We start from the raw sequence: 21778 nt of genomic DNA, 5'->3' as shown, positions 1-21778 counted from the left end.
GCCGCGTGAACGGGGATCGCTCCCCGGCCACGCGGCGTCGCCGTCCTGGACCGCCCGGCTACGCCGTGGCGCCGTCACTGGAGTTGACCGCCGTGTACGCCTCGGCCAGATAGTGGCCGAGCTGGGCGGGGGTGGGGTACTCAAGGATGGCGACGAGGGGGATCTCCACGTCGGTGAGGGTCATGAGATTGCGGGTGAGTTCGAGCGCGGTCAGCGAGGTGAGACCGTTCTCCAGGAAGTTGCTGTCGCCGTCGATCGGCTTGGGGGCCAGGATGTCGGCGAGCTGCGTCCGGACGGTCTCCCGCAGGATGTCCTCGCGCTCCTCCGGGGTGGCGATGGAGAGTGCCTGATGCAGTGCCGCACCGTCGAGTTCGGCCTCGCTGTTGTCCGTGTGCATGGCGGATCCGTTCGGTCGTCGGGATGTGGTGGCGTCGCCGGTGGCGTGGTCATTGACTGCGCTGTGTACGTTCATGGGATCTCCCGCCTGATGGGGGCTGAAGGCCGGAAACGTCATCGAAGAGCCGATCCGTTCCCCGTTCGGATGCCTGTGCCGTGAGCCGTTTCTCGTCGAGGTCCGCGAGGACCATGGACGCGGTGTCCGCCATGACCGCCTGCCGTAGCAGCGCGGCAGCGGCGTGCGGGGCGAGCGCGGACACCCCGTGATCGCGCAGCCGTTCGGCGACCTCGGGAGCCGTACCGGTGCCGTCGAGCGCCCCCCAGCACACCGCCACCGCCGGTACCCCGCGCGCCCGGCACTCCTGGGCGAGCGCGTGCAGATGGGCGTGTGCCGGGGCCTGATTGCCGAGCCCGGGTACGGGCAGGACCCCCACGGCCGAGGAGCAGAGCACCAGCGCCGACAGCTCGGTGGTCCGGGCGAGCGCGCGCAGATTCGCGGCCCCGGCCACCACGGCCGGCCATGCGCGTGCGATGCGTGCCGGGTCCAGCGGTCCCGCTCCACCGCCCAGGGGCGCCGCGAGATGCAGTACGGCGGTCAGCGGACACTCCTGAGGAATGCCGGCGACGGCGGTGGCGAGGGCTTCGGCGTCCGCCGGGTCGATGGCGGCTACGGACACCTGGACACCCGAGGCGGTCACCTCGGCCACCAGACCGTCGGCCGGTGCCGCGGTGCCCACGAGCAGCAGATGCCCGGCGCCCGCGCCGGCCGCCCAGCGGGCCGTATGCGCGCCCAACGCGGTGTCGGCGCCCGTGATCAGCACGGTGCCGCGCACCGTCCGGTCACCCGGCGCGCTCCGTCCGGGGGTGGCACGCACCAGGCGCCGCGCGAAACAGCTGTCGGCGCGTACGGCCACTTCGCCCTCGCCGTGATGCGCCGTCAGCACACCCGCGAGCCGCCGCCCGGCCCGCTCGTCGAACCGCTCCGGCAGATCGACCAGACCACATCGGCGCCCGGGGTGCTCCGTGGCCAGCGCGCCACCCAGGCCCCAGATCTGAGCCTGGTCGGGCCGGACCATCGGGTCTCCGATGTCGACGCTCACCCCGCCGCGCGCGGCGATCCACACCGGGGCTCCGATCCCGGCCCGCTCCAGCGCCGTCATCAGCCGGATCGTGGGGGCGAGCGCGGGGCTCGGCCCGTTGTCGGCCGGTGGCCGGCCGTCGTCCACGGCCAGCAGCGAGAGCACACCCGCGACCGGACGCCCGGCGACGGCCTCGGATATCCGCAGGGCTTCGGCTCCGGGACCGTCTCCCGAGGTCTCCTCGCGGGTGAAGGCGTCCGAGCAGACGACAACGTCCGCACCGTGGCCGCGCAGTGCGTCCGTGACAGCGGTGGTCAGGGCCTCGGCCGACCGGTTGCCGGAAGCCATCACGAGCCAGGTGCCCGACAGCCGCGGTGCCACCACATCGGCCAGTGCCTTCCAGGCGATGCGATAGCGCCACCGCCGTTGCCGCCGCCAGGCCGCCAGTGCCGGAAGGACCTCCTTCAGGGAGGCATGGCGGTCCGCCGGGAGATCGAGGGCCTGCGCCAGCTCCGGCAGATCGGTGGTGTCCACGGCCTCCCAGAACGCGCTGTCGACCCATGTCTCCACCTCCGCCGGGCCGTCCGCCGGGAGCTGGTTCTCCAGCCAGAAACGGCGGCGCTGGAAGGCGTAGGTGGGCAACTCGACCGTAAGCGGAGCCGGGTCGCCGTCGAAGAGCGCGGCCCAGCCGACGGTGGCCCCCGCGGTGTGCATCCGAGCCAGGGCGCGGATCAGCTCCCGCACCTCGGACCACTCGCCGTGGAAGGGTGACAGGGCCGATGCGGACGACGGGATGGGCTCGGGCCCGAAATCCCAGACCACGGCCACGTCGTCCAGCGCGTCGACGGGATGCTCCGCGGCAGGCGGGTCGGCGTCCCGGTCCTGCCGTGACCAGTAGTCGGAGGTGGCGATCCGCTCGTCGACGGGGTGTCCGGTGACACCGCTGAGGACCGGAACGACGGGCTGCTGACAGGCCACGGCACGGACCCCGGAGGGGGAGTCGGCGGCGACCAGACGGCAGGCGTCGGGCAGATCCAGCACACCGGCGACATACCCGGCGGCGATCTCGCCCAGCGCATGACCCATCACCGCGTCGGGGCGTATCCCCAGCGACTCCAGCAGCCGGGCCACCGCGATATGCCGTGCGAACAGCCCGGCCCGCGAAGCGGCTGACCCGGGCCCGCCCTTCACCCCGAGCAGACCGCAGACCTCGTCGAACGCCGCGGCGAACACCGGGAAGCGCTCGTACAGCTCCGCACCCGCACCGGCACGGCCCTCGCCCTCGCCGCCGAAGACGAACACCGTCCTGCCCACGGAAGCCGCCGTGCCCGCAGGGGCCAGACCCGGCCCGACCACGGCAGGATGGGGTTCGTCCTCGGCGAGAGCGGCAAGCCCGGCCCGCAGCTCGGCCAGGCTCTGCCCGACCACCACCGCACGGTGCTCGAACACCGAGCGGGTGGTGGCCAGCGACCAGCCCACATCGACCGGTGACGGACACTCATCGGTGTCCGTGTGCACAGCCAGCGCCCGAGCCTGCCCCCGCAGCGCCGCCGCACTCCGCGCCGACAGCACCCAGGGCACCACACCCGCCACCGGCACCGCGCCGCCGTCCGCCCCGGCTTCCGCCGGATCGGACGTCGGCTGCTCCAGAATCACATGGGCATTGGTGCCGCTCGCGCTGAACGAGGACACCGCGGCCCGGCGCGGCCGCTCGACCCGCGGCCACTCCGTCCGCTCCGTCAGCAGGCGTACGGCGCCCTTGCGCCAGCTCACCAGGCGGGTGGGCCGGTCGATGTGCAGCGACCGCGGCAGCACACCGTGCCGCATCGCCATCACCATCTTGATCACCCCCGCCATACCGGCGGCCGCCTGGGTGTGACCGATGTTCGACTTGACCGAGCCCAGCAGCAGCGGCCGGTCCTCCGGCCGGTCCTGGCCGTAGGTGGCCAGCAGCGCCTGGAGTTCGATGGAGTCGCCGAAGGCGGTACCGGTGCCATGCGCTTCCACCGCGTCCACATCCGCCGTGGACAGCCGGGCACGGGTCAAGGCGTCCCGGATCAGCTGCTGTTGGGCAGGTCCGTTGGGCGCGGCCATCCCGGTGGCGGCGCCGTCCTGGTTGACCGCCGAGCCGCGGATGACCGCCAGCACCCGGTGGCCGTTGCGCCGCGCGTCCGACAGCCGCTCCAGCAGGACGAGCCCGGCGCCCTCGCCGTACACCATGCCGTCGGCGGCGTCCGCGAACGCCTTGCACCGCACGTCGGGGGAGAGCTGACGCTGGCTGGAGGCCACCTGGAACACGCTCGCGGTGTACAGGACGGCAGCGCCGCCCGCCAGCGCGAGTGTGCAGTCGCCCTGGCGCAGCGCCTGCCCTGCCTGATGCATCGCCACCAGCGACGACGAGCATGCGGTGTCCAGGGTGACCGCGGGGCCCTGGAGGCCGAGGGTGAACGCCACCCGCCCCGACGAGACGCTTCCGGCGTTGCCGTTGCCCACCGGGCCCAGCAGACCTTCGGGGATCTCGTCCAGCCGGGAGGCGTAGTCGTGGTACATCACCCCCGTGTACACCCCGGTGGAGCTGCCGCGCAGGGTGGCCGGGGCGATACCCGCGCTCTCCACGGCCTCCCAGGCCAGCTCCAGCAGCATCCGCTGCTGCGGCTCGATGGCCGCCGCCTCCCGGGTGCCGATGCCGAAGAAGTCCGCGTCGAACGCGCTCGCGTCGTGGATGAAGCCGCCCGCGCGCACGATGGAGGTGCCGTGGTGGTCCGGATCGGGGTGGTAGAGGTTCTCCAGATCCCAGCCGCGGTCGGTGGGGAAGGCGGAGACGGCGTCCCGCCCCTCGGCCACCAGCTCCCACAACTGCGCGGGGCTGCCCACACCACCGGGAAACCGGCAGGCCATGCCCACGATCGCGATCGGCTCCTGCTGCTCCGACCGGGCCTCCTCGAGCCGCTGCTTGGTGCGGTGGAGCTCGGCCGTGGTCCACTTCAGGTAGTCGATGAGTTTCTCTTCGTTCGTCATGAGCCGCCCACACCCACCGTGCTGCGTGGATTCAGATCGACCAGGGCCAGCTCATCGGGGGTGAGCGGTGGCGCGGTCAGCTCAGGAAGCACCTGATCCTTGTGCATCAGCGACAGGAACCGGCTCGAGGCCAGCTCGGACTGGGGAGCGGTCAGGCTGATGACATCGGTCACCACATCGCACACCGCGGAGGAGCGGATCGACCGGTCGGCGATCAGATCCGAGAAGCGCTGGCGCGCCGCGACCCCGCCGCTCAGCCGTGGATCGGTCGTGTTCGCACGGCAGTTGACGTACTCCACGTCCTTGGACGCGGCCATGATCCACGGATCGTCCACCACCGCACTGATGGCCTGCTGGGCGCGGCGGGTGGCCCCCGGAGCGCCCCCGGAACCCCGGAGTTCACCGTCCAGGGCGGCGGCGGCCCGCGCGGCCGCGCTCAGACCGTGGCCGTAGATGGGGTTGAACGCGGCCAGCGCGTCCCCGAGGACGAGCAGCCCCTCCGGCCAGCCCTCCAGCCGCTCCGGATACAGCCGCCGGTTGGCACCCACACGTGACACGGCCACCGAGGTCAGCGGCTCCGCGCGGCTGATGAGATCGGCGACCAGCGGATGCCGCAGGGTCTCGGCGTAGGGCAGGAAGTCGCCGTCCTGCGTGGGCAGTCCCGCGCCCCGGGTGCACGACAGCGTCACCATCCAGGTGCCGTCCTCCTGCGGATACACCACCCCGAAGCGACCCGGCTCGCGCAGCCGGTGGTCGGCCGCCACATTGACCGCGGGGAATCCGGCGGCGGCGCCGGGCGGCGCCTGGTACACACGCGTGGCGTACGCGATGCCCGCGTCGACCACGTCCTCCTCCAGCGGAGGCAGCGACAGCGCCGACAGCCAGTGCCGCAGCCGCGAGCCACGCCCCGAGGCGTCGATCACCAGATCCGCTTCCAGGGATTCGACCGCGCCGCCGTCCATGTCGCGCAGCCGCACCCCGGTGACCCGCTTGGCGTCGCCGACAAGGTCGAGGATCTCCGTGCGCTGCCGCAGCGCTATCCGCCCGGTCCCCAGGATCCGGTCCCGGACCATCCAGTCCAGGAACGGGCGGGTGCACATGATGGCGTACTGTCGCGGCGGGAAGCGGTGCTGCCAGCCGTGGGACGTCAAGGTCACCAGATCCTGGTGGAAACCGACACGGCGGGCGCCCGCGTCCAGCAGCCGGTCGACCATGCCGGGCAGCAGCGATTCGACGATCCGCGCACCGCTCGACCACAGCACATGGACATGGCGCGCCTGGGGCGATCCCTTGCGGTGCCGGGGCCCGTCCGGCAGCACATCGCGCTCCACGACGGTGACGCTCTCCAGATGGCGGGCCAGCACATGGGCGGCCAGCAACCCCGCCCAGCCTCCGCCCAAGACGATTCCGTGCTTCCGTTCGGTCATGGTTCTGCTCGTGTCCCTTCACCGCTTGCGGCCGGTCACGTCCGGCTCGAGCTGCCCTTGGCGTTGACCATCTGAGCGAGGTTCTGGGTGACGGCCATGAAGTGGGCGACACCGGTGAGTTCGGGGCCGTCGCCCACCGTGGTGTCGGTGATCCCCCAGAACGCCTGGGCGTGGTGGACCAGTCCGTCGTCCCCCAGCTCGATCACACCGATGATGCTGAAGGTCAGCTTGGTCGGTGAGCGGACCGTGACCGTCGTCGGCACCGCCACCCGCCGTCCGTCCATCGAGGTGACCGGGCGGCCGGGGGTTTCGTGCACCTGGCATTCGATGGACCACGCGATGTGTTCGCGCAGCGCGTCCTTACCGACCAGCGGTGGCGCGCCCACCGGGTCCTCGAAGAGGATGTCGTCCGAGAACAGCTCCAGGACGGCCTCGACATCACCGGCGTTCATCCGCGCCGCGTACTCCAGCGCCATCTTCTTGAGGGCCGCCTCATCGGCCATGACCGCCTCCTGTACGGGTCCGGGGTGGTGGGGTGCCGGTCCGGGAGTCAGTCCGCGACGCCAATGTCCGACCTCCCCCAGAACATCTGCAACTCCTGGATCAGACCCCCGGCCCCAGCCCGCATCATCACCACGTAGTCCCAGGTGATGCGCTTGTTCTCGGGCGACGCGGGCTCCGTCAGCCAGCCGCGGCCGGCGAACACGGGGCCCAGAGGGAGGTAGTTCATGGTGGCGGTGACAGGCACCAGGACATGCACACCGTCCTGGCCCGCGACCGGCTGCCCGGGCACCTCCTCGATCTCCGCCGCCACCAGCTCCTCGAAATGCGCGCGCAGTGCGTCGCGCCCGGACCTGCGATCGGAACCGACCGGATCCTCGAAGCAGACCTCGTCCGCGTAGAGTTCGAGGAGCCCGTCGACATCCGCGGCGTTCATCCGACGGCTGTGCTCGAGAATCAGCTTCTTCCGGCTTCGCTCGTCAATCAACGTGTACTCCCGTGTGCTCTCCGTCGCTGTCGCCCCGGCCGAGGTCCCGGTCGATGAACTGGAAGATCTCGTCGGTCGAGGCGTCGTGGATGCGGCCGCTCACCGTTGCGTCCACCGGCTCCCCGCCGTCCGGCCCGGCCAGCTTCGCCACGGTCGTCCGGAGACGCTGGTGCAGGGTGCCGCGTGCCGCCTCGTCCTGTGCGGCGGCGAGCAGGGCGCCCTCCAGCCGCTCCAGCTCACCCAGCAGCGCGGGCAGCGGATCGGCCTTCTCGGGCGCCAGCTCGGTGTGCAGATACGCCGCCAGCGCCACCGGATTGGGATGGTCGAACACCAGCGTGGTGGCCAGCCGCAGTCCGGTGACCGCGGTCAGCCGGTTGCGCAGCTCGATCGCGGTGAGCGAGTCGAAGCCGAGCTCCAGGAAACCGCGCTCGGTGTGGATCCGGCCGGGGTCGGCGTGGCCGAGGGCCGCCGCGGCGTGCGTGAGCACCAGATCCAGCAGGGTGCGATGCTGCTCGGCCGGCGGGAGGGCGGCCAGATGCCCGGCCCAGTCGGTGTGCGGCCGTGCGGCGGCCGCGGTGCGCCGCGCCGTACCGCCACTGGTGAGAGCACGCAGCGGAGCGGGCAGGGTCAGCGCGGGCCGACCGGCCAGCGCCCGCACCTCCAGATCGATCGCGATGAGCTGGTGAGCGCCGTGCAGAACGGACGCGTCCAGCAAGGCGAGAGCCCGTTCGCGGGACATCGCGCCGATGCCCGAGCGGGCCAGCCTGGCCCGGTCCGCGTCGTCCAGATGGCCGGTCATCCCACTGGCGTCGGCCCACAGTCCCCAGGCCACCGACACTCCTGGCAGCCCCTGGGCACGCCGGTGGGCGGCCAGGACGTCGCAGTACGCGTTCGCCGCGGCGTAGTTGGACTGCCCGGAGGCGCCCAGTGTGCCCGCTGTCGAGGAGAACATCACGAACATGCGCAGCGGATGCTTCGCGGTCGCGGTGTGCAGTACGGCCGCTGCCGTGGCCTTCGGCCGCCAGACGCGGGCCAGCCGCTCCGGGGTCTGCGAGGTGACAACGGCGTCATCCAGCACTCCCGCGGCGTGGATGACACCGGTCAGCGGATGCGCCGGGTCGATCCCGTCGAGCAGACCGGACACCTCCTGAGGCGCGGTGACATCGGCCGCGACGATCCGCACCCGCGCACCCAACTCCGCCAGTTTGTCGGCGAGTTCCTTGGCGCCGGGCGCGTCCGGACCCCGTCGGCTGACCAGCAGCAGATGGGTGACCCGCCAGGTGCGCACCAGATGGTCGGCCACGAGCGCACCCAGGGTGCCGGTGCCACCGGTGATGAGCACGGTGCCCTCCGGGTCGAGCACACCGGAGACCTCGGGTGTGGTCCCGGTGTCCGCAACCGCGGCGGCGCCCGCGCCCGCGCGCGCCATCCGGGGGACCAGCACCCGCCCCTCGCGTATCGCCACCTGCGGCTCCTGGAGCTCCAGAGCCCGTAGCACCGCGTCCGCCACGTTCCCGGGGCTCCCGTCGAGGTCGAGGAGGACAAACCGGCCCGGGTTCTCCGACTGCGCACTGCGGATCAGCCCCCACGCACCGGCGCCGCCCGGGTCGGTTCCGGCGGTGTCGGGCGGGGCCCCGGCGGCCACCGCGCCTCGGGTGACGACCACCAGCCGCGCGTCCGCCGGCGCGGGCCGCCCCAGCCAGCCCTGGACGAGAGCAAGCAGCTCTTCCGTCACACGCAGTCCGTCGCGGTCATCCTCATCGTCGGCCCGAGCCGACGTCACCACGACCGAGGGGGCGGCCTCACCGTCCTCCATCGCCGCGAGCAGCGTGTCCAGATCACGGTGGCACACCACCGACGGGACCTCCGGGCCCGCACCGGCCGCCACCGCCTCCGCCAGCCCCCACCGGTCCTCGCCCAACACCACCCAGCCGCCGTCACCGGCCACCGACCACGACGGTCCATCGGGCGCGGGCAGGGCGGTCCAGTCCAGAGTGAACAGCCCGTCCACACCGCGAGTGGCCGCCGCCCGCAGCCGATCCGTTCCGGCCGGGCGCGTCACCAGCGAATCCACCGTCAGCACCGGGGCGCCCACCGCGTCGGCCACGGTCAGCCGCAGCGCCTGCCGCTGCTCGTCCCGCGACAGCCGCACCCGCACCGTGGTCGCCTCGGCCGCCCACAGGGACACACCGTTCCACGCGAACGGCAGCCACACCTGGCCGTCGTCCTCCTGCCCCTCCGGCCGGTCCACCAGCAGCGAGGTGTGCAGCGCCGCGTCCAGCAACGCCGGGTGGATCCCGAAACCGTCCCGGTCACCGGCCGCCTCGGGCAGTTCGACCTCGGCCAGCACATCCGCCCCGTCGCGCCAGGCGGCCGTCAGCCCCTGGAACGCCGGACCGTAGCCATAACCGGCCGCCACCGCCTGCTCGTAGAACCCATCAATGTCCAGCGGCTCCGCACCCGCCGGAGGCCACGCCCCGGCCAGGCCCTCGGCTTGCTCGGGTTCGGCGATCGGCGGACCGAGCACACCGGTGGCATGGCACACCCATTCCGCGTCCGCGCCGGATCCGGCCGCCCGGTCCGGGCACGAGTACATCCGCACCTCGCGCCGTCCGTCCTCCCCGGCGGCCGCCACCACCACCTGCACCCGCAGTCCCCCGGACTCGGGCAGCACCAGCGGGGCCTGGAGCGCCAACTCCTCCACCGAGCCACCGCCGACCTCGTCGGCCGCCCGCAGCGCCCACTCCACCAGCACCGCGCCCGGTGCGAGCGCCGCGCCCGCCACCACATGTTCGGCGAGCCAGGGGTGGGTGCGGGCGGACAGCCGACCGGTGAGCAGCCGCGTGGTGCCGTCGGCCAGTTCGACGGCGGCGCCGAGCAGCGGATGGTCCGCGGATGCCAGCCCCAGATCGGCCGGATCGCCACCCGGTCCGCCCTCGGGGTCCAGCCAGTACCGCTCGCGCTGGAAGGCGTACGTCGGCAGATCCACCACGGGCGGGGACGGATCCGTAGGGAACCAGCGGGCCCAGTCCACCGCCACCCCGGCCGTGAACGCCTGCGCCACCGAACGGGCCAGTTGGCGCGGACCATCGTGGTCTCGGCGCAGGGTCGGCACCGCCGCCGCTGCGATACCCGCCTCCTCGAAGCTCTCCTGCAATCCGACGGTGAGGACGGGGTGGGTGCTGGCCTCGATGAACACGCGGTGGCCGTCGTCGAGCAGTGCCCGCACCGCGTCCGCGAACCGCACTCGCTCCCGCAGATTTGCCACCCAGTAGCCGGTGTCCAGCCCGCTGGTGTCCATCCGGCCCGCGGTGACCGTCGAATAGAACGCCACCGTCGACCGGACCGGAGTGATCCCGGCCAACACTTCCGCCAACTCATCAGCGATCTCGTCGACTTGGGCGCTGTGGGAGGCGTAGTCCACGTCGATGAGCCGGGCGCGGTGGCCCGCTTTCTCGCAGGTGGCCACTACATGAGCGACCTGTTCCGGGGGGCCGGACACCACGATGGATCCGGGTCCGTTGACGGCGGCGATGCCTACTGCTTCGGCGTGTTTGTCACATTCTGTGAGGAGGTTTTCGGCTTGTTCCTGGTTCATGCTGAGGGAGGCCATGGATCCGCCGCCGGTGAGGTGGCGGAGTGCTGTGCTGCGGAGGGCGACGATGCGGGCGCCTTCGTCGAGGGAGAGTGCTCCGGCGACGCATGCGGCGGCGATTTCGCCTTGGCTGTGGCCGATGACGGCGGTGGGGGTGACGCCGTAGTCGTCCCAGACGGCGGCCAGGGAGACCATGACGGCCCATAGGACGGGCTGGACGACGTCGACTCTGCTGAGGTCGGCGGCGTTGACACCGCCGCGGAGGACGTCGGTGAGGGACCAGTCGACGTAGGGCGCGAGGGCTTGTTCGCAGTCGGTCACCCGGGTGGCGAAGACGCGGGAGGTGTCGAGCAGTCCGGCGCCCATACCCACCCACTGCGACCCCTGCCCCGGAAACACCAGCACCGGGCCGGTCCCGCCCGCGCCCAGACCGCCCACCGCCGCCGCGCCGCCCGGCTCGATCACCGCCGGGTGGGTCTCCCCGGTGGCCAGAGCCTTCAGCCCGGCCATCAGCTCCTCGCGGTTCTCACCGATGACCACGGCGCGGTGGTCGAACACCGATCGGGTGCTGATCAGCGACCAGCCCACCGCCGCGGGCGACAACTCCGCGTCGCGCGCCACCCACTCGGCCAGCGCCGCCGCCTGACCCCACAACGCCTCACCACTGTGCCCCGACACCACCCACGGCACCACACCGCCCGCGACCGTACCCTCACCCCGCGGCTCCTCCTCCGCCATGTCCGCCGTCTCGGCCGGCTCGGGGGCCTGTTCGAGGATCAGATGGGCGTTGGTGCCGCTGATACCGAACGAGGAGATACCGGCCCGCCGCGGATGCCCACGGTCCGGCCAGGACGTGGGCTCGGCGAGAAGCCGCACATGGCCCGCGGTCCAGTCCACATGCGGGGTCGGCTCGTCGATGTGGAGCGTGGCGGGCAGATGGGAGTGCTGCAATGCCTGGACCATCTTGATGACACTGGCGATGCCCGCGGCGGCCTGGGTGTGTCCGATGTTCGACTTGATCGAGCCGAGCCACAGCGGCTGGTCGCCGGGACGCTCCTGTCCGTAGGTGGCCAGCAGTGCCTGGGCCTCGATCGGGTCGCCGAGGGTGGTGCCGGTGCCGTGTGCGTCGACGGCGTCCACCTCGGCGGCGGTCAGCTGGGCGTTGGCGAGCGCCTGCCGGATCACCCGCTGCTGGGACGGCCCGTTGGGCGCGGTGAGCCCGTTGCTGGCACCGTCCTGGTTGACGGCCGAACCGCGGATCACCGCGAGCACCCGGTGGCCGTTGCGCCGGGCGTCCGACAGCCGCTCCAGCAGCACCAGACCGACACCCTCCGAGAAACCGGTGCCGTCGGCCGCCGCCGCGAACGCCTTGCAGCGCCCGTCCGGGGACAGCGCACGCTGCCGGGAGAACTCGGTGAAGCCACCGGGCGTGGCCATCACCGTCACTCCGCCCGCGAGCGCCAGCGAACACTCGCCCTGGCGCAGCGACTGCGCCGCCAGATGGGTGGCCACCAGCGACGATGAGCAGGCGGTGTCCACGGTGACCGCGGGACCCTCCAGGCCGAACGCGTACGACACCCGGCCCGACACCACACTGCCCAGGTTCCCGGTGGCGACATAGCCCGCCGAGTCACCGCTCGTCTGGCCGATGAGGGACAGATAGTGGTACGAGTCCACCCCGGCGAACACACCGGTGTCGCTGCCGCTCACGGTGTCCCGGTCCAGCCCCGCCCGCTCGAACGCCTCCCACGCGGTTTCCAGCAGCAGTCGCTGCTGGGGGTCCATCGCCGCCGCCTCACGTGGGTTGATCCCGAAGAAGTCGGCATCGAAATCGGCCACGCTGCGCAGGAAACCGCCGTCCCGGGCGCTGCTGGTCCCGGCGTTCTCCGGATCCGGGTCGTAGAGGCCCTCGAGATCCCAGCCTCGGTCGGCGGGAAACGGCGAGATGACGTCCACACCGTCGATGACCACGCGCCACAGATCCTCGGGCGTCTCCACGTCACCGGGGAAGTGACAGGCCATCCCAATGATGGCGAGGGGCTCGTGAGCGCGGTCCTCGAGCTCCTGCAACTGCCGCCTGGCCAACCGCAGATCGGCGGTCGCCCGTTTGAGATAGCTGCGCAGCTTCTCGTCATCCGTCATGTCGCATCAACCCGATCATTGCGGTCGTCGTGAGTCATCGGAGACTGTCGTCGGAGGGGACACTCAGTTCGTGGTCGAGCACGTGGAACAACTCCTCGTCGCTGGCCGACCCCAGATCCTGCCGGCCGTTCGCCGGGTCCGCCCCGCTGGGACCGCTGTCCACCGTGCGCAGCAACCTCCGCAGCCGGGACACGATCCGCGCCCGCTGGTCCCGGTCCCCGAGCACCGATTCCACGGCCGCCTCGACGGAGTCGAGATCGGCGAGCAGCGCCTCGCACACCGTCCCGGCGGCGGGGGCCAGCAGGTCCCGCAGCAGCCGGCCCACGGCGGTGGGCGTGGGGTGGTCGAAGACCAGGGTGGCGGGCAGCCGGAGGCCGGTGGCGGCGCCGAGCCGGTTCCGCAGCTCCACGGCGGTCAGCGAGTCGAAGCCGAGCTCCCGGAAGTTCTGCGTGGGGTGAACGGACTCCGCCGAACCATGCCCCAGCACCGTCGCGGTGTGCGCCCGCACCAGTTTCAGCAGTGCCTGCTGCCGGTCCTCCTCCGTCATCGCGGCGAACACCTCCGCCGACCCCGCACCGGACACCGCCCCCGACACGGCACCGGTGGCCGCCTGCGGCGTGCCGCGCACCAGGCTCCGGAAGACGGCCGGAAGGTCATCGGCCCCGCCCCGACCGCGCAGGGCGGCAAGGTCCAGCCGGATGGGCGCCAGTGTGGGCAGACCGCTGGTCAGGGCGGTATCGAGCAGCGCCAGACCCTCCTCGGTCGCCAACCCCACCATTCCGGCTCGCGCCAGCCGCGCCCGGTCGGTGTCCGTCATCCCCCCGGTCATCCCGGTCGCCTGCGCCCAGTAGCCCCAGGCCAGCGAGGTTGCGGGCAGCCCCTGGGCATTGCGGTGATGGGCGAGGGCGTCCAGGAACGCGTTGGCTGCCGAGTAGTTCCCCTGCCCCGCGGCGCCGAGCAGCCCGGCCGCCGCGGAGAACAGCACAAACGCCGACAGTCCCAGATCGCGGGTGAGTTCGTGCAGATGCCACGCCGCGTCGGCCTTCCCCCGCAGCACATCGGCCAGTTGCTCGGGCGTGAGCGCCTCGACGGTCGCGTCGCGCAGCAGCCCGGCCGCGTGGACGACCGCGGTCAGCGGATGCCGCCGGGGTACCCCCGCCAGCAACGTGGCCAGGGCCGTCCGGTCGGCGATGTCACAGCTCGCGACCGTCACCTCGGCGCCGAGTCCGGTCAGCTCCGCGACCAGCTCGGTGGCGCCCGGAGCGTCCGTTCCGCGGCGGCTGACCAGCAGCAGCCGCCGCACTCCGTGACGGGTCACCAGGTGGCGTGCGGTGGCGGCGCCGAGCGTGCCCATACCGCCGGTGATGAGTACGGTCCCGTCCGGGTCGAGGGCAGTCGGGATGGTCAGCACGATCTTTCCGATGTGGCGTGCCTGGCTGAAGTGGCGGAACGCCTCGGGGGCTCGGCGGATGTCCCACAGCGTGGTCGGCAGTGGTTGCAGGGTGCCGTCCTCGAACAGCGCCGACAGCTCGGCGAGCATCCGCTGGATGCGGTCCGGACCGGCGCCGCTGACGAGGTCGAACGCACGGTAGGTGACGCCGGGATACTGGTTGCCGACCTGCTCGGGGTCGCGGATGTCGGTCCGGCCCATGTCGATGAAGCGCCCGCCAGGAGCCAGCAGCCGCAGCGACGCGTCGGTGAAGTCGGCGGCCAGGGAGTTGAGCACCACATCGACGGATCCCGCGGCGTCGCGCACCCGCTCCTCGAAGTCCAGACTGCGGGAGGAGGCGATATGCGCGTCGTCGAAGCCACGTGCGCGCAGCGCATGCCACTTCCCCGGGCCAGCGGTGGCAAAGACCTCGGCCTGCCGGTGGCGGGCCAGCTGTACCGCGGCCAGGCCGACACCGCCGGTGGCCGCGTGCAGCAGCAGTTTCTCCCCGGTGCGCAGCCCCGCGAGATCGGCGAGACCGTAGTAGGCGGTGAGGAAGGCCGACGGGGTGGCGGCCGCCTGGGCGTACGACCACCCGGGCGGGATAGGCGTGATCAGACGGCTGTCGGTGATGACCAGCGGGCCGGTGCCGTTGAACAGCCCCATGACGCGGTCGCCCACGGCGAACCGGTCGGTGTCCGGGCCCACTTCTACGACCACCCCCGCGCCGTCGCCGCCGAGCGGCCGGGGGTCCTCGACCATGCCCAGCGCCACGACCACGTCATGGAAGTTCACCCCGCCCGCGCGCAGCGCCACCCGCACCTCCCCGGGGCCCAGCGGGCGGGTGTTCTCCGGACAGTCGACCAGCGCCAGCTGGTCCAGACTGCCGTGGCCGGTGAGCCCAAGACGCCATGCGGCCGAGCCCTCCGGCGGGGTCAGCCGCTGTGCGGCGTCGTCCTGGGTGAGGCGTGGTACGTACAACAGGCCGTCACGGAGGGCGATGTGCGGTTCGCCGGAGGCCGCTGCCTCCGCTACCGCCTCCAGTGAGGTGTCCTGGCCGTCGAGGTCGAGCAGCAGCAGCCGTCCCGGGTTCTCCGACTGCGCACTGCGCACCAGGCCCCATACGGCGGCGCCGCACAGAGCGCGGACGTTGTCGTGGCGCTGGGTGGCCACCGCGCCGTGGGTGACGACGGCCAGCTGGGTGTCGGCCAGCTCGGGTGCGCCCAGGAAGTCCTGCACCAGCGACAGAACGGTGGTGGTGAGGGTGTGGGTGTCCTCGACGGGCCCCTCGCCGCCGCTGGGAGCGGTGCAGGAGGCGAACACCACGTCGGGTGCCGGAGCTCCGTCCGTCACGGCCGTCCGTAGCGCGGCGAGGTCCGGATAACACGGCCCCTCGGGCAGTGCGGTGGCCGTCGGATCGGCGTCGGATCCGAGGACGGCCGAACGGAGGGCGGAGGAGCCCGCGGACGCCGATGCCCGCTCCCACAGCAGCTGGAACAGTGTGTTCCGGCCCGCTGAACGAGCCCGGCCCAGCTGACCGTCCGGCATCGGACGCAGCACCAGGTCGTCCACCGTGACCACCGGTGTGCCGACCGGGTCGGCAGCGGTCAGCGAGAGCCGGTCCGCCGCGGTGGGGGTGAGCCGGATCCGCAGCGTATCCGCACCGGTCGCCCGGAGCCGCAGGCCGCTCCAGGAGAAGGGGAGCAGAACCCGGTGCGCCTCCTCGGAAGCGGGGTCGACGGCGAGGGCACGGACATGAAGGGCCGCGTCGAGCAGCGCGGGGTGGATGCCGTAGGCGGTGGCGTGGGCACGCTCCTCCTCGGGCAGCGCCACCTCGGCGTAGAGCCGGTCGCCCAGGCGCCATGCGGCGGTAAGACCTTGGAAGGACGGACCGTAGCCATAGCCGTGGTCGTCCAGACCGCGGTAGAAGTCCGCCACGGGCAGCGGTGTGGCGCCCCGAGGAGGCCAGACACCGCTCATTTCGGCGGAGTCGGCAGAATCGGATTCGGCGGGGTCGATGCTGTCGGTGTCGGTCGCGGACGAGGCGGTGAGCACACCCGTCGCATGCCGTGTCCAGACCGCGTCGCCGCTGTCGTCCGCCCGACGGGAGTGAATGGTCAGACCCCGGTCACCGGTGGCCTCGGGGGCGGTAACGGCGATCTGCACATCGACCGCCTCGCCCTCCGCGATCACCAGCGGTGCGTACAGTGTCAGCTCCGACACCCCGTCACAGCCGGTCCGGGCGGCGGTGTGCAGCGCCAGTTCGGCGAAGGCCGTCCCCGGGAGCAGTACGGTGTCCAGCACCCGGTGGTCATTCAGCCAGGGGTGGGTGCGCGGGGAGAGCCGCCCGGTCAGCAGATGTGTCCCGCCCTCGGCGAGTTCCACGGCGGCGCCGAGCAGCGGATGCCCGGCCGCCACCAGACCGAGGTCGCCGGGATCCCCGCCCTGGCCACCACGGCCCTCCAGCCAGTACCGCTCGCGCTGGAAGGCGTACGTCGGCAGATCCACCACGGGCGGGGCCGGATCGGTACCGAACCAGCGAGCCCAGTCCACCTCGACCCCCGCCGCGAACGCCTGCGCCACCGAGCGCATCAGCTGTGCGCGGTCGCCGTGGTCTCGGCGCAGGGTTGGTACCGCTGCCGCTGCGACACCCGCTTCCTCGAAGCTCTCCTGCATCCCGACGGTGAGGACGGGGTGGGTGCTGGCCTCGATGAACACGCGGTGGCCGTCGTCGAGCAGTGCCCGCACCGCGTCCGCGAACCGCACTCGTTCCCGCAGATTTGCCACCCAGTAGCCGGTGTCCAGCCCGCTGGTGTCCATGCGCCGGGCGGTCACGGTGGAGTAGAACGCCACCTCCGCCTGGACCGGCTCGATACCCGCCAGGACCGTTCGCAGCTCATCGGAGATCTCGTCGACTTGGGCGCTGTGGGAGGCGTAGTCCACGTCGATGAGCCGGGCGCGGTGGCCCGCTTTCTCGCAGGTGGCCACCACGTGAGCGACCTGTTCCGGGGGGCCGGACACCACGATGGATCCGGGTCCGTTGACGGCGGCGATGCCTACTGCTTCGGCGTGTTTGTCGCATTCTGTGAGGAGGTTTTCGGCTTGTTCCTGGTTCATGCTGAGGGAGGCCATGGATCCGCCGCGGGTGAGGTGGCGGAGTGCTGTGCTGCGGAGGGCGACGATGCGGGCGCCTTCGTCGAGGGAGAGTGCTCCGGCGACGCATGCGGCGGCGATTTCGCCTTGGCTGTGGCCGATGACGGCGGTGGGGGTGACGCCGTAGTCGTCCCAGACGGCGGCCAGGGAGACCATGACGGCCCATAGGACGGGCTGGACGACGTCGACTCTGCTGAGGTCGGCGGCGTTGACACCGCCGCGGAGGACGTCGGTGAGGGACCAGTCGACGTAGGGGGCGAGGGCTTGTTCGCAGTCGGTCACCCGGGTGGCGAAGACGGGGGAGGTGTCGAGCAGTCCGGCGCCCATACCGACCCACTGCGACCCCTGCCCCGGAAACACCAGCACCGGGCCGGCGCCATTGCCACCGAGGCCGCCCCCGCCGACACCGTCAGCGCCCTGGGTGGCCGTGGTGCTGCCGGCGTCCACCACACCCGGGTGGGTCTCCCCGGTGGACAGGGCCTTCAGCCCGGCCATCAGCTCCTCGCGGTTCTCACCGATGACCACGGCGCGGTGGTCGAACACCGATCGGGTGCTGATCAGCGACCAGCCCACCGCCGCGGGCGACAACTCCGCGTCGGCCGCCACTCGCTGGGCCAGCGCCGCCGCCTGACCCCGCAGCGCCACACCGGTACGCCCCGACACCACCCAGGGCACCGGGCCGTCAGCGCCACCGCCCTGTGACACGTTCCCGGCCGATGACACCTCGGACCTTGCGGGCGCCTGCTCCAGAATCAGATGCGCGTTGGTCCCGGAGATGCCGAAGGCCGACACCCCGGCCCGCCGTGGCCGTTCGCCCTCCGGCCACGCGACGGCCTCCGTGAGCAGCCGCACCTCACCGGCGCTCCAATCCGCGTGCGGGGTGGGGTCGTCGATGTGCAGCGAGGCGGGCAGCAACCCGTGCCGCATCGCCATCACCATCTTGATCACGCTCGCCGCGCCCGCGGCGGCCTGGGTGTGACCGAGGTTGGACTTGATCGACCCCAGCCACAGCGGCCGGTCCTCCGCTCGCCCCTGCCCGTAGGTGGCCAGCAGCGCCTGGGCCTCGATCGGATCGCCCAGGGTGGTCCCCGTGCCGTGTCCCTCCACCGCGTCCACCTCGGCGGTCGACAGCCGGGCGTTGGCGAGCGCTTGCCGGATCACCCGCTGCTGGGAGGGCCCGTTGGGCGCGGTCAGGCCGTTGCTGGCGCCGTCCTGATTGACGGCGGAGCCGCGGATCAACCCCAGCACACGATGGCCACGGCGCTGCGCGTCACGGAGCCGCGCCAGCACGACGAGTCCTGCACCCTCGCCCCAGCCCGTACCGTCCGCGGCGGCCGCGAAGGGTTTGCACCGGCCGTCCGGGGCCATCCCCCGCTGCCGCGAGAACTCGATGAACGCGCCCGGTGTGGCCATCACGGCCACACCACCGGCCAGAGCCAGATCGCATTCGCCGTTGCGCAGCGCCTGACACGCCAGATGGATGGCCACGAGCGAGGAGGAACACGCGGTGTCCACCGTGACCGCGGGCCCCTCCAGTCCGAGCGAGTACGCCACCCGGCCTGACACCACACTGCCGAGGTTCCCGGCCCCGACGTAGCCCTCCACCTCGCTGGTGATATTGCCGATGACCGACAGATAGTCGTGGGAGCCCACCCCGGCGAACACACCGGTGTCGCTGCCGCTCAGGGCACGGCGGTTGAGCCCGGCGCGCTCGAACGCCTCCCACGCGGTCTCCAGCAGCAGCCGCTGCTGGGGGTCCATGGCCAGCGCCTCACGTGGGCTGATGTCGAAGAACGCCGCGTCGAACCCGGTCGCGTCGTGGCAGAAGCCACCCTGGTCGACATAGGACTTCCCGTACCGCTCGGGATCCGGGTCGTACAGCTCCTCGGTGGCCCACCCTCGGTCCGCGGGAAATGCGGAGATCGCGTCACCGCCGTCCCGCACCAGCCGCCACAGCTCCTCGGGCGACCGCACTCCCCCCGGATAGCGGCAGGCCATCCCCACAATGGCGATGGGTTCCGGCTCGGCCGACTCGACCTCGCGCAGCCGCTCACGGGTCTGGCGCAGCTCAGCGGTGACCCACTTGAGGTGGTCGAGCAGCTTCTCTTCATTCGACATCTAGCTGGGGCTCCTTGGCGCGGCGCGGAAGATGGAGGTCATCGGGCTCACGACTTCCCGAACTCGTCGGAGATGAGCTCGAAGATGTCTTCTGCCGTCGCTGTCTCGAGTGCGCTGTGCGCCGTGGACCGCTCGGACGCGCGGTCCGTGTCGCCCCACTTGGCGAGCAGCAGATGCAGCCGTCCGGCGATCCTCCGACGGGCCGACGCATCCACCGCCGACGGCTCCGATACGGCGTCCCAACGGTCGAGCTCCGACAGCAGCCGTCCCTCGGACGACACCTCGGCGTCGACGAGCTGCTCACGCAGGAAGTCGGCCATCTCCTTGGGCGTCGGGTGGTCGAAGATGAGGGTGGGCGGAAGGTCGACACCGGTGGTGGCCGAGAGCCGGGTGCCGAACTCGACCGCGGTGAGGGAGTCGAATCCGAGCTCCTGGAAGGGCTGGGACGGCGCAACGGCATCGATACCGGAATGGCCGAGGATGGCCGCGGTATGGGTCTGGATATGGCGCAGCAGAAGGTGGTGCTGTTGGGCGGGGGTGCCCTCGGCGAGCTTCTGCCGGAGCGCGCCGGTGGCGGCCGAGGAGTCCGCGGTCTCGGCGTTCGGCGGAGCGCTGGGCGACAGCGAGGTGAGGAGCGGACTGGGCCGCTGTGCGGTGAAACCAGCCGGGAACGTCCGCCAGTCGATGTCCGCGATCGTGACGGTGGTGTCGCCCTGATCGAGCGCGCACTGAAGGGACTTGATCGCCAGATCGGTGGTCAGCGGCCTCATCCCGCGCCGGTGGTAGTACGCGTTGACGGCGTCGTCCGCCGCCATGCCCGCCTCGCTCCACGGCGCCCAGGCGAGACTGGTGGCCGGAAGGCCCTGGGCACGGCGGTGTTCGGCGACGGCGTCGAGATAGGCGTTGGCGGCGGCGTAGGACGCCTGACGGCTGCCGCCCCACGTGGCGGCACCGGAGGAGAAGAGCACGAAGGCGGAGAGGTCCAAGTCCGCGGTGAGCTCATGGAGATGCGTGGCCGCGAGCGCCTTGGGCCGTAGTACATCGTCGACATGAGCGAGGTCGAGCTCGGCCAGCGGTGCGTTCTCGGGGATGCCGGAGGCATGGATGACGGCGGTGAGGGGGTGTTCGGCGGGGATGGTGTCGAGAAGGGTGCGGAGGGCGTCGAGGTCGGAGACGTCGCAGGCGGTGATGGTGACGTCGGTGCCGAGTGCGGTGAGCTCCTCGGTGAGTATGGTGGCGCCGGGGGCATCCGGGCCGCTGCGACTGACGAGGTGGAGACGGGGCGCGCCGTGGTGGGCCAGCCAGCGGGCGACATGGGCGCCGAGGCCACCGGTGCCGCCGGTGATGAGGGTCGTTCCGGACGGCCGCCAACCGGTGGGCGCCGCGACCGTGACCGGGGCGTGTTCAAGACGGCGGGCGAACGCACCGGAGCGGATGGCGATCTGGTCCTCGGACTGGCCCTCGGCCAGGCGCCTCGCGATACGGGCCGGGGTCTCGGCATCGATCGCCGTCGGCAGATCGATGAGCCCACCCCACAGCCGGGGGTGCTCCAGCGCGGCAACACGGCCGAATCCCCAGATCTGTGCCTGATGGGGATGGGGAAGCGGCTCGGAGGCGCCGGTCGCCACGGCTCCCTGCGTGAGACACCACAGTGGCCCGCTGTCCTCGGCCGTGCTGAGGGCCTGGACGAGGGCGGTGGTGGCGGCCAGCCCGATGGGCACGGACGGATGATCCGGGTGGGGCGACTCGTCCAGGGCGAGCAGACTCAGGAATCCCGCGGTCGTGAACTCCGTCGTTGCCGAGGTGAGTTGTAGCGCGAGGTCGTTACGGTGCAGGATCGCGCCGTTGACGGCCAGCGTCTCGTGGGCCGCACCATGGGCATGGAGCGCTTGGGTGGTGGCGTGGACAGCCGGGTGGTCCTCCAGACCCGAGGGGACAATGATCAGCCAGGTACCGGTGAGTGCCGGAGCCGTGGCGGGCTCGGGCAGGCGCTGCCAGGCGATGCGATAGCGCCAGGAGTCGATGGCGCTCTGTTCGCGGTGTCGGCATCGCCAGGTCGAGAGAACGGGGAGGGCGGGCAGCAGGGCGTCGATGCCGGGGCTGTCCTTGTCGAGCCGGAGGGCGGTGGTGAGGGTGTCGACGTCCTGTTCTTCGATGGCGTGCCAGAGCTCCGCCTCGGCCGGGTCTCCATGGCCCGCGCCATCGTCGGCGACAGGGCGGGTGGGTGGCGCCAGCCAGTAACGCTGGTGCTGGAAGGCGTAGGTGGGGAGTTCGAGAGTGCGTGGGGGTGGGGTAGTGGGGTACCAGGCGGTCCAGTCGATGGCTGTGCCGGTGGTGGTGTGGAGTTGGGCGAGTGCGTGGGTGAGTGCGTGTGTGTCGGGTTGTTTGCGGGTGAGGGTTGCGGTGACCAGGGGGGCGGGGTTGTTGTTCGCG

General features: G+C 71.9%; 8 protein-coding genes. All 8 read right to left on the bottom strand.

Going from position 1 to position 21778, the window contains the following annotated elements; genetic code table 11:
* Positions 1 to 58 precede the first annotated feature (58 nt).
* On the bottom strand, positions 59 to 472 hold the full coding sequence (locus JK363_RS39640; protein WP_201883184.1) for an acyl carrier protein: 414 nt from the start codon (positions 470 to 472) through the stop codon (positions 59 to 61).
* A complete protein-coding gene (locus JK363_RS39635; protein ID WP_201883182.1) occupies positions 447 to 4493 on the bottom strand; it encodes a type I polyketide synthase in 4047 nt (1348 codons plus the stop codon). The genes JK363_RS39640 and JK363_RS39635 overlap by 26 nt, the downstream gene beginning before the upstream one ends.
* Positions 4490 to 5920 carry an NAD(P)/FAD-dependent oxidoreductase gene (locus JK363_RS39630; RefSeq protein WP_201883180.1) on the bottom strand — a complete coding sequence of 477 codons (1431 nt, stop codon included), beginning with the start codon at positions 5918 to 5920 and terminating at the stop codon, positions 4490 to 4492. The genes JK363_RS39635 and JK363_RS39630 overlap by 4 nt, the downstream gene beginning before the upstream one ends.
* Positions 5921 to 5955: 35 nt before the next feature.
* The gene (locus JK363_RS39625; RefSeq protein WP_201883178.1) at positions 5956 to 6423 is read right to left on the bottom strand and encodes a nuclear transport factor 2 family protein; all 468 of its coding nucleotides are present in this window, start codon (positions 6421 to 6423) and stop codon (positions 5956 to 5958) included.
* 47 nt (positions 6424 to 6470) lie between these two features.
* Positions 6471 to 6908: a nuclear transport factor 2 family protein gene (locus tag JK363_RS39620; RefSeq protein WP_201883177.1), complete on the bottom strand. Its 438-nt coding sequence runs from the start codon at positions 6906 to 6908 to the stop codon at positions 6471 to 6473.
* Positions 6901 to 12645 (bottom strand): type I polyketide synthase, encoded by a 5745-nt coding sequence (locus tag JK363_RS39615; RefSeq protein WP_201883176.1) that lies wholly within the window; start codon positions 12643 to 12645, stop codon positions 6901 to 6903. Before JK363_RS39615 ends, JK363_RS39620 begins: the two co-directional genes overlap by 8 nt.
* Positions 12646 to 12679: 34 nt before the next feature.
* A complete protein-coding gene (locus JK363_RS39610; protein ID WP_201883170.1) occupies positions 12680 to 19345 on the bottom strand; it encodes a type I polyketide synthase in 6666 nt (2221 codons plus the stop codon).
* A 47-nt stretch (positions 19346 to 19392) separates the two neighbouring features.
* A partial coding sequence (locus tag JK363_RS39605) for an SDR family NAD(P)-dependent oxidoreductase (RefSeq protein ID WP_201883164.1) occupies positions 19393 to 21778 on the bottom strand: 2386 nt, incomplete at its 5' end.

Source organism: Streptomyces coffeae (genome assembly GCF_016741875.1).
GTDB lineage: Bacteria > Actinomycetota > Actinomycetes > Streptomycetales > Streptomycetaceae > Streptomyces > Streptomyces coffeae.
The sequence above is the reverse complement of the archived record's forward strand: the minus strand, read 5'-3'. Positions and strand labels throughout refer to the sequence as shown.